We start from the raw sequence: 9,739 nt of genomic DNA on the forward strand, positions 1-9,739 counted from the left end.
GCACCATCCCCGAATCGCGCTGGGAGGAACTCGATCCCGGCATGCTCGCCATCGCCCTGAAGGGGCGCGATATCGCGGCGGCGGATTTCGTCATGGCCGCGAGCGCGCGCAACATCGTCTTCTCCGCCATGGGCGCCTATCACGACCGCTACGATCTGCTGCTCACGCCGAGCCTGGCCACCACTGCCATCGAGGCGGGGCACAACACGCCGCCGGACGGCCGTTTCGGCGACGACTGGCTCAACTGGGCGCCGTATTCCTATCCCTTCAATCTCAGCCTGCAACCCGCCGCCAGCGTGCCCTGCGGGCTCTCGAAGGCCGGGCTTCCGATCGGCCTCCAGATCGTCGGCCCGATGCTCGCCGATGCCCGCGTCCTCGCCGCCGCGCGCGCCTTCGAGAGCGCGCGCCCCTGGGAGCGGCTCTCAGTACCGCGTATCCGGCATTGATCCGATCGCGCGACGCGACGTCGCAGATGGGCCGGGATGAATGCGGCAAGGTGATTGAACCCGCGCGCGCAAACGCGTATCGCTGGGCGCAGACGGTGAGCATGCAGCGGAACGGATCATGGCGGAGATCGGCGACCGGATCGCGAGAATCGAAGACGAGATCATCGATCTCGCCGACCGCGCCGAGAATTGCCGCAAGGTGATGATCGCGGCGCGGATCGGCATGATCGGCGGCGCAGCGGCGCTCGCCGCTTTCATCTTCGGCATCCTGCGCTTCGACGGCCTCGTCTTCGTCGTCGCGGTAACGGCAATTCTCGTCGGAATCGTTACCTACGGCTCCAACAAGTCGACCCGCGAACAGCTGCTCGCACAGATCGCGGAACGCAAGGCCGTGCGCGCGACCATGATCGATTCCCTGCGCATGGACACGGTGATATCAGCATCGCCGCGCCCCGGTCTGCCGAACGGTCATGACCCCGCAGGAGGCACATCGTGAGCGATCCCGGCGCCCTGTGGCGCGATCCGCATCCGCTGGTGCTGGCATCGGGCAGCGCCACACGCAAGGCGCTGCTCGCATCAGCCGGTCTCTCCTGCATCACCCGCCCCGCCGCGATCGACGAGCGCGCCGCCGAGGTGCAGGCGTGCTCGGAGGGCGCGGATCCGGCGCAGCTGGCGCTGCATCTCGCACAGGCCAAGGCGCGGGACGTGTCGGAGGCGCTTGCTTATCGATATCCGCAGGCGATCGTCATCGGCGCCGACCAGACCCTGGCGCTCGGCGAGATCATCCTGCACAAACCCGCCAACATGCACGCGTTGCACGACCAGATCGTCCAGCTTTCCGGACGCAGCCACCGCCTGCATGCGGGTGTGAGCCTGTGGCGCGGCAGGAAGCCGCTCGTAAGCTTCGTCGACAGCGCCACGCTCACCATGCGCGCACTCACGCCGGAGCAGATTGCGCGCTATTGTGCGTTGGCAGGCGAGGACGCGCTGACGAGCGTGGGCGGCTACAAGCTCGAAGGGGCGGGAATCCATCTGTTCACGCGGGTCGAGGGCGCCCATTCCACCATCCTCGGCCTGCCGCTGATGCCGCTGCTCGCGGCTTTGCGCGATGAAGGCTGTCTGGCACTGTGAGGCTGTACGGCATGAGGAGAAGACGATGACCCGCAAGGCCTTCGTGGTCGGCCATCCCATTGCGCATTCGCGCTCACCGCTGATCCACAATCACTGGATCGCGCAATATGGGCTCAACGGTTCCTACGAGAAGCTGGATGTGGCGCGGGATGATTTCGCAGCGTTTCTTGCGCATTTCCACGAAGACGGCTTCGTCGGCGGCAACGTCACCATCCCGCACAAGGAAGCCGCCTTTGCCGGCGCGGTGCAGGCGACGCAACGCGCAAGGCGCCTTGGCGCGGTGAATACGCTGTGGCGCGAGGGTGGTATATTGTGGGGCGACAACACCGATATCACCGGCTACCTCGACAATCTCGATTCCCGATGCGGACCCGACTGGGCCGCGCGCGCCGGGTCTGCGATTGTGCTCGGGGCCGGGGGAGCGGCGCGGGCCGTGGTGGCGGGGCTGATCGAGCGCGGGCTTTCGCCGATCCGCCTTGTCAATCGCACGCGCGGGCGGGCCGAGGCATTGGCAGAACTGTTCGCCGGCTATCTATCAGATGAAAATCCGCTCAGCGTCCACGGTTTCGACGCGATCCCCGAACTCCTTCCGCAAGCCGGGCTGATCGTGAACACCACCTCTCTGGGCATGAAGGGGCAACCGCCCCTGCCCCTCGATCTCACGCATTGCCGCGATGATACCATCGTCAGCGATATCGTCTATGTGCCTCTGGAAACACCGTTTCTTGCTATGGCGCGGGCGCGCGGACTGGCCTGCGTAGATGGTCTCGGCATGTTGCTGCATCAGGCCGTACCCGGTTTCGAACGCTGGTTCGGGGTTCGCCCGGAGGTCACGCCGGCGCTGCGGGCCTTGGTTGAGACCGACATTGTAGCCGGCAAAGGATGAGATCATGACATTCGTGCTCGGCCTCACCGGTTCGATCGGCATGGGCAAATCCACCACGGCGGATCTGTTTCGCGAAGCAGGATGCCCCGTCCATGATTCGGATGCCACAGTGCATGATCTCTATGGCGCGGAAGCCGTTGCTCCTGTCGAGGCCGCCTTTCCCGGTACGGTACGCGAGGGGCGCATCGACCGGGCGCTGCTCGGCGAGCGGGTGATCGGCGATGATGCCGCGATGAAGCGGCTCGAGGCGATCGTGCATCCGCTGGTGGCGGCGCGGCGCGATACCTTCCTCGCGCGGGCGCGCGCTCACCGCGCCCCCGTCGCCGTACTCGACATTCCGCTGCTCTTCGAGACCGGGGGCGAGCGCCATTGCGACGCCATCGTGGTGGTCAGCGCGCCGGAAGCGGTACAGCGCGAGAGGGTTCTGGCGCGCCAGGGGATGAGTCCGGAGCGTTTCGAGCAGATCCTGGCGCGGCAATTGCCAGATGCGCAGAAGCGCGCGCGGGCGCATTTCATTGTGGATACGAGCCGCGGCATCTCTGCCGCGCGGGTCCAGGTTCGCGATATCATGCGTGCGCTCGCAGGCCGGGACGGGCGGGCGGGGGTGCCAGGGTCATCGCAAGGATAACTGCAAGAATTACCGCAAATCGGGTGAGCCGGAAACCGGAGAGAGAGACCATGCTGCGCGAGATCGTGCTCGATACCGAAACCACCGGCACCGACCATGCGGCGGGCGACCGGGTGATCGAGATCGGTTGCGTCGAGATGATCAACCACATCCCGACCGGCGAGAGTTACCACGTCTATATCAATCCCCAATGCCCCGTATCCGCCGGCGCGCTCGCCGTGCACGGGCTGTCGGATGAATTTCTGGCCGACAAGCCACTCTTCAACGATATCGCCGCTTCCTTCGCCGCCTTCATCCGCGACGCGCGGCTCGTCATCCATAACGCACCATTCGATGTCGGCTTTCTCAATGCCGAGTTCCGGCGCATCGGCCTTGACCTCATCCGCATGGAAGACGTGCTCGACACGCTCTCCATGGCGCGACGCAAGCATCCCGGCGCGCCCAACAATCTCGATGCCCTGTGCAACCGCTACAATATCGACAATACGCGACGCACGAGGCACGGCGCCTTGCTCGACGCCGAGATCCTCGCGGAAGTCTATATCGAGCTGATCGGCGGCAAGCAGACTGATCTGGGTCTTGCCGTGACCCAGGCCCGGGCCGAAGTTCTGGGCGCCGAGGCGCGCGCCGGCGCCCCGCGCGAGCGCCGCATTCCCCCGCAGCGCCTCACCGATGCAGAACGCGAGGCGCATGCCCGTTTCCTCGCCGATTTCAAGGGCGAGCCGATCTGGCGCGATTATGTAGCCGGCAATTGAACACGGTTCCCGCTGCGCCACAGGCCATTCCCGTGACGGTTTGCGGGTTAAGCAGTCTTGGGGGTTGAACAGCCGCGCCCACGCATGCCCTAATACACGCGATCGCCGGAGACGGCGATGCGAGCGCGGATTCCTCCGGGCAGGCGCGGCGATGGTTCTTTCAATCCGGAGACGATAATGGCGGATCCGCTAAGCGACCAGCAAGGTTCAGCACAGGATGCGCCGGTTAATTCCCCGGATGACCGGGTATCGACGGCACCCATGGTCGGCCTGAGCGGGCGCGCCCTTGCACTCGGCTATCTCGTCGTCGTCGCCGCCGGACTTGCCCTGGCCGCTTCCGTGCCAATCCCGCCCAATCATGCCTGGGGTGAAGCGGCAACCGCGCTCGGCATCGTCGGATTGGCGATGATGGCGCTGCAATTCTTCTCTTCCGGCCGGTTTCGCAGTCTCAGCGGCCGTATCGGCATCGACCGCTCCATCGCCTTTCACCGCTGGGCGGCGCGGATCCTGTTGATCGCCGTGATCCTGCATCCCCTGCTCTACACCGTCCCGACCTTCCTCGCCGATCCTGCACGCGGTTTCGACCGGCTCGGCATGATGTTTCTGGGCGAGCGCGCCCGCACCGGGCTGATCGCCTGGCTTGCCGTGATCATGATCGTCGTGCTCGCGGTGCTGCGTGACCGTGTGCGCATGCCCTACGAAACCTGGCGCGGCCTGCATGCGGCGCTGGGCGCGCTGGCGGTCGGATTCGGTGTGGCCCATGCGTTGGCGGTGGGCACCTATGCCAGCGCCTTGTCGATGCATGTCTATTGGTATGCGCTGGCAGCTCTGGCGCTGTCGAGCCTCGTGGTGGTGCATCTGTGGCGGGGTCTCTCCTTTCGGCGCGATCCCTGGCGGCTGGTCTCGAATATCGAGAAGGCGCGCGGCCTGTGGGAGCTCACCTTCCATCGCGTGGACGGGCGGCCCTTCTCCTACCGCGCCGGCCAGTTCGTCTGGCTCGCCACGGCGCCACGCCGCCAGAGCCTGTTCGATCACCCGTTCTCGATCGCATCAAGCCCGCGCGAGCGCGATCTGCGCCTGATCATCAAGGAGGCGGGCGATTATACGAACCGCATCGGCGAACTCGCCCCCGATACGCTCACCGGGATCGACGGGCCCCACGGCGCCTTCACCGCCGACGACAACGAAGCCGACGCCATCCTGCTGCTGGCCGGCGGCGTCGGCATCGCCCCGATCATGGGGCTCTTGCGGGATTTCGCCCGCGCCGGCGAGACCCGCCCGATCCGCGTCATCGTCGCCGCTGGAACGCAGGACCGGCTGGTCGGGCGCGAGGAGATCGAGGCGATGCGCGCGCATCTCGCCCTGAAGGTCTGGTTCGTGCTCGACCACCCGCCGGCGGATTGGGACGGCGAGAACGGCATCGTCGATGCGGCGCTGCTCACGCGCGCGCTGGATGGCCTGAACCCGGAGCGCACACTCTCCATGGCCTGCGGCCCCACCGCCTTCATGACCAGCACCGCCGACACGCTGATGGATCTCGGCCTTGACCCGGACAATGTGCATTACGAGCGCTTCGATTACGACGAGGGCGCGCTTTCGCGCCTCGACATTGCCCAGCGCTGGCGCTTCCGCGCGCTGGGCGTCGCGCTGCTGGCGGGCACGCTGGTCTTTGCCTTGCGGGGCTGATGGATGAACGTGTAACAATTCTGGCGCGAATCGCGATTCATGTGCTATTCTGGGACGTGTTATGTGTCCAGATTCCAGAACAAAGAAAATCGATGCCCGCCTCCTTCTCCCCCAGCTTCAGCGCCGCCACGATCAAAAGCGTTCTCGAGCGCCTGTTTCCGGATGGGACGCGCGGAAAGAGAACAACCGATGAATCTTCGCAAGAGAATGCGCAGGCTGCACATGGCGCGAGCGGCCTCGATCATTTCCCGATGTTCCCCAGCGATCTTTTCGCTGCATCGGCTTATTTGCTCGAACGCGGCGACGCCTATCGCCGAATTGCTCCCGACGGATCACGCCGAGGCACCACGAATTCTGTATTCTCGCTCCCGTCGGACCAAAAGGAAAAATGCCAAGCGATCGGTCAGCAATGGGCCGACATATTCCACTCTTTCATCCAGAACAACGGCGCCTCAGAGACAATTATCAAGCGCTGGAACGCCGAAGTCTCGAAACCCGTACAAGTCTACTGGAATACGATCGTCGCAAATGCGGACAGGCCTCTTCTCGACACGACTTCCGAGGAGGACCCGGACGTTGGATTCTGGCGCGCGGTACTCGCCCTCCTGATTATTGCTGATCACGCCTGCCACAATCTCGGCTTCAATGCCAGGCGCGGCTGGTTCGACCGGTTTTCACGCGTTGTCGTGCTCGACGACGATGTCGAAGACGATGGTGAGGCGGAACGCAGCAACGGCACTGGAAAAGCACCCGTTGAAGCGATCAAGGGTGACAGCAAGCATTTTCGCTATGTGGCCTATACCGATACGGTATGCATTCTCGTCAATCCGTACGTCATTCGTGTTCTGCCGAAATCGCGCACACCGGCGGTGGGCTGTACCATGCGAACCTTGTCGGCCAATCTCGCGCTGTTACCTCCACGTGGCAGCGTCAACATGCACTGGTTCCATCCCGTCGGGGAACCGGAGCCCGATGGCAAAGCTCTGAATATCCTGGCGATTCCGTATCCCTATGAGATCGCTGCCTCTGATTTCAGGCCTGACATACAGGATCAGGACGCGCCCCGAAACGGCTGGGGCTGGTTCGGTGTCAGTCAGACCTGGCTGCCAACGGATACCAGCGCCGTCGCCCACTTCGCCCTGGCGCTGGTCCGGAAAGCCGAGCGTGACTGCGGCGCGGTGCATGGGATTGTATTTCCCGAATACGCCCTGAACTGGGAAACCTATGCCGAACTGGTTCGTCAGATCCGGGTCTACGCACCGCATGTCGAGTTCATCGTCGCCGGTTCCTCTTCCGACTGCACCGGAGCAAAGGGCAATTTCGTACTGACGACGACATTCGCGCACGCGAAGGATGATGAACGCAAGGCGCTGACTTATTCGCGCGCCAAGCATCACCGCTGGCGTCTCGACAAGCATCAGATTAATGAATACGGCCTCGCTTCAGCACTCGATCCACACAAGCTGTGGTGGGAGGATATGCTGATAAATACCCGCGAAGTCGGGCTGATGGCCTTCCGGGAAAAATCTGTGTTCAGCGCATTGATCTGTGAGGATCTCGCGCGCAGTGAACCCTGCCACAGCGCGGTGCGCTCGGTCGGGCCCAATCTGGTCTTCGTATTGTTGATGGACGGTGCGCAGATCGCAAGCCGTTGGTCCGCCCGCTACGCGACCTCACTCGCCGATGACCCCGGTTGCGCGGTACTGACACTCACCTCTCGGGGGCTCATCACGCGCGTCAACCAGATGGGGCGCCGGAACCCGAATAGTGCCGTGGCATTGTGGAAGGACGATGTGAACAGCGTCAGCTCCCTGCATCTTCCGAAAGGGGCTGCAGCCTTGTTGCTGACACTGTCGGCTGAAGAGGCGACGGAAGCGACACTCGACGGACGCAAGACGCCCTTGGCTGCAGCGTGGCGGTACCATAATCACATGCCGATCATGCTGGCACCCGGGCATGCGAGTTATCAGTCGATCCTGAATTCCATCTGATACGTTAAGCCATATTCCCGGGGCGCCTGACGCGCCCCGTTGTCCGCTCGGTTGGCGGAAGGCAATTGAAACTCGAAGAATCGGGACCTGAAAACTTCGACCGAAAACCGGCGTCAGGACGCTTGAGATCGGTCGTTATGCGGATGGTCGCCCGCATGGCCGCACTCCGCCTGATCATCAGCAAATCTGGGCGGATTAACCCGCACGACCTGAGCGCGCGCATAGGACATATATATCTCCGGATCCATCCCGATCGCGCGAAAGAGTTCGTCCGCTTTGTCCCGCTCGTCCTTTGGGAAGCGTTGCCGCTCCATGTCAGATACCCAATTGCGATTCATATTCGATAATCCCATAAGCAGAAAGCGCCGTCCCGCAAAAGCACGGCGCAATTCGTAACAGGCGTGTCTTACGCCATTCGATGACGCCGATCCAGCAAAACCCGTTGCAATGCATGCCAATGTAGCACGATTGTTACCGCATGTGGCCGCATCACAATGTCTCCTCGCTTACCAGACCAACATATTCAGATCGTAAAACCGAACACATAACAGATTCTTAGGCCGCGCGAATCAGTGCGCCACGGAAGGTTCACTCTCCCTGCTTCAACGCCGCAGCCGCCGCGATGGTTGCGATCAGTCCGCTGATCAGGGTGATGGCGATCAGGATCAGGAAGGGCGTGGTGAAGGGCACAGTGCCGCCGCGCGCGGCATTGGCGGCGGAAACGCCGAAGATAAGGGTGGGGATCATCAGGGGCAGGACCAGGATCGAGAGGATCAGCCCGCCGCGCCGGATCGTCGCGGTCAGCGCCGCACCGACGGCGCCGATGAAGGTCAGTGCCGGCGTGCCCACGAACAGCGTCGCAGCCACGGCGAGCATGCCGATCCCGTCGAGCGCCACCAGCAGGCCGAAGACCGGCGAAACGAGGGCGAGCGGCGCGCCCGTCGTCAGCCAGTGCGCCGCGACCTTGGCCAGCACTGTCGCCGGCATCGGCAGGGGCGAGGCGGTGATCAGATCCAGCGAGCCGTCTTCCTCATCGGCCTGAAACAGCCGGTCGAGCCCGATCAGCGTCGAGAGCACCGCCGCGATCCACAGGATCGCCGGGCCGATGCGCGCGAGCAGGTTGAGGTCCGGCCCCAGCGCGAAGGGCACCAGCGTCAGGATCATCAGGAAGAAGACGAGCCCCATCACGCCGGATCCGCCGATCCGGGCGGCGAGACGCAGATCGCGCGCGAGGAGGGCGAAGAAGGCACGGGTCACGGGACGGCCCTCCCGACTGCGGAGGCGCCGGACACGTCGCCGATCTCCCAATCATCCCAATCCTGCGCGCCCGCAGCGCCTTTCGCGCTCGAAGCGGGTGGCGGCGCGGCGATGGCGAGGCTCTGCGCGTCGTCGAGGGGCAGCGGCAGATGCGTTGCCGCGATGATGATACCGCCAGCAGCACGATGTTCGCGCATCAGGCTATAAAGCATCTCCTGCGAGGTGGCATCGAGGGCCGAGGTCGGCTCGTCGAGCAGCCAGATCGGGCGATGCGCCACCAGAAGCCGCGCCAGCGCGACCCGGCGGCGCTGGCCGGCGGAGAGATAGGCAACCGGCATGTCGGCCACATGCGGCAGGCCGACACGCTCCAGCGCGTCATGGGGCGCGAAGCGTTCCTCACCGAGCATGGCTGCGGCGAAGGCGAGATTCTCGCGCGCGCTCAGCGCCGTCTTCAAGCCGTCGCGATGCGCGATCCAGTGCAGCTGCTCCGGCAGGGTCGCCTCGCCGGCACCGTTGAGCATGACTCGCCCCCCCGCCGCGCGCAGCCGACCGGCGAGAATGGCGAGCAGCGTCGATTTGCCCGCCCCGTTGCGCCCGGTCACAAGCAACGCGTCACCCGGGCCGAGATCAAAGCCGAGCCCGGCAAAAACGAGCCGCCCCGAGCGCCGGCAGGCGAGATCGTGCACCGACAGGTGCAGGGCCGCGCCGGCCCCGCCCCTGCGATCCGCTGCGGGAGCGTTTGCCGGATCACCGCTCACCTGGTATCCCGTGCGCCGAAAATGGCGCTGCCGATGCGCACATGGGTCGCGCCGAGCTGGATCGCCGCCGCGTAATCCGCGCTCATCCCCATCGACAGGGCATGAATATGGTTGCGCTGGGCGATCTCGCGCAGAAAGGCGAAGTGCGGCGAAGGGGGCTCGTCGAAAGGCGGGATACACATCAGCCCGTCAATCGCGAGG

General features: G+C 64.4%; 10 protein-coding genes and 1 pseudogene. 8 read left to right on the forward strand and 3 right to left on the reverse strand.

Going from position 1 to position 9,739, the window contains the following annotated elements; translation table 11 throughout:
• The 8 genes from VKP01_RS01900 to VKP01_RS01935 form a co-directional block, all read left to right on the forward strand.
• On the forward strand, positions 1-446 hold a 446-nt coding region (locus VKP01_RS01900; RefSeq protein ID WP_324409943.1), incomplete at its 5' end, for an amidase family protein.
• A 118-nt stretch (positions 447-564) separates the two neighbouring features.
• Positions 565-942, forward strand: coding sequence for a hypothetical protein (locus VKP01_RS01905; RefSeq protein ID WP_324409944.1), 378 nt, complete (start codon positions 565-567; stop codon positions 940-942).
• Positions 939-1,577 (forward strand): Maf family protein, encoded by a 639-nt coding sequence (locus tag VKP01_RS01910; RefSeq protein WP_324409945.1) that lies wholly within the window; start codon positions 939-941, stop codon positions 1,575-1,577. Before VKP01_RS01905 ends, VKP01_RS01910 begins: the two co-directional genes overlap by 4 nt.
• A gap of 25 nt (positions 1,578-1,602) precedes the next feature.
• Positions 1,603-2,463 carry a shikimate dehydrogenase gene (locus VKP01_RS01915; protein ID WP_324409946.1) on the forward strand — a complete coding sequence of 287 codons (861 nt, stop codon included), beginning with the start codon at positions 1,603-1,605 and terminating at the stop codon, positions 2,461-2,463.
• 4 nt (positions 2,464-2,467) lie between these two features.
• Complete coding sequence (coaE, locus tag VKP01_RS01920; RefSeq protein WP_324409947.1) at positions 2,468-3,091, forward strand: dephospho-CoA kinase; 624 nt, start codon at positions 2,468-2,470, stop codon at positions 3,089-3,091.
• Positions 3,092-3,141: 50 nt separating this feature from the next.
• Positions 3,142-3,846 (forward strand): DNA polymerase III subunit epsilon, encoded by a 705-nt coding sequence (gene dnaQ / locus VKP01_RS01925; protein WP_324409948.1) that lies wholly within the window; start codon positions 3,142-3,144, stop codon positions 3,844-3,846.
• A gap of 177 nt (positions 3,847-4,023) precedes the next feature.
• A complete protein-coding gene (locus VKP01_RS01930; protein ID WP_324409949.1) occupies positions 4,024-5,532 on the forward strand; it encodes a ferredoxin reductase family protein in 1,509 nt (502 codons plus the stop codon).
• Entirely contained in the window at positions 5,532-7,523 is a 1,992-nt protein-coding gene (locus VKP01_RS01935; RefSeq protein ID WP_324409950.1) for a hypothetical protein, read from the forward strand. The genes VKP01_RS01930 and VKP01_RS01935 overlap by 1 nt, the downstream gene beginning before the upstream one ends.
• A gap of 588 nt (positions 7,524-8,111) precedes the next feature.
• Here the strand turns inward: VKP01_RS01935 and ccmB are convergent.
• The 3 genes and pseudogenes from ccmB to VKP01_RS01950 form a co-directional block, all read right to left on the reverse strand.
• A complete protein-coding gene (ccmB, locus tag VKP01_RS01940) occupies positions 8,112-8,780 on the reverse strand; it encodes a heme exporter protein CcmB (protein ID WP_324409951.1) in 669 nt (222 codons plus the stop codon).
• Positions 8,777-9,478, reverse strand: a complete 702-nt coding sequence (gene ccmA / locus VKP01_RS01945; protein ID WP_324409952.1) for a heme ABC exporter ATP-binding protein CcmA — start codon at positions 9,476-9,478, stop codon at positions 8,777-8,779. The genes ccmB and ccmA overlap by 4 nt, the downstream gene beginning before the upstream one ends.
• Positions 9,479-9,534: 56 nt before the next feature.
• Positions 9,535-9,739, reverse strand: a pseudogene (locus VKP01_RS01950) (YggS family pyridoxal phosphate-dependent enzyme); the annotation flags it as partial.

This window comes from Saliniramus sp. (genome assembly GCF_035311605.1).
In the GTDB taxonomy this organism is placed as follows: Bacteria; Pseudomonadota; Alphaproteobacteria; order Rhizobiales; family Beijerinckiaceae; genus Saliniramus.

Bases quoted from the DNA above. Each gene is read 5' to 3' on its own strand.
- VKP01_RS01905 (WP_324409944.1), top strand. From the start codon at position 565: ATGGCGGAGATCGGCGACCGGATCGCGAGAATCGAAGACGAGATCATC.
- VKP01_RS01915 (WP_324409946.1), top strand. From the start codon at position 1,603: ATGACCCGCAAGGCCTTCGTGGTCGGCCATCCCATTGCGCATTCGCGC.
- coaE (WP_324409947.1), top strand. From the start codon at position 2,468: ATGACATTCGTGCTCGGCCTCACCGGTTCGATCGGCATGGGCAAATCC.
- dnaQ (WP_324409948.1), top strand. From the start codon at position 3,142: ATGCTGCGCGAGATCGTGCTCGATACCGAAACCACCGGCACCGACCAT.
- VKP01_RS01930 (WP_324409949.1), top strand. From the start codon at position 4,024: ATGGCGGATCCGCTAAGCGACCAGCAAGGTTCAGCACAGGATGCGCCG.
- VKP01_RS01935 (WP_324409950.1), top strand. From the start codon at position 5,532: ATGGATGAACGTGTAACAATTCTGGCGCGAATCGCGATTCATGTGCTA.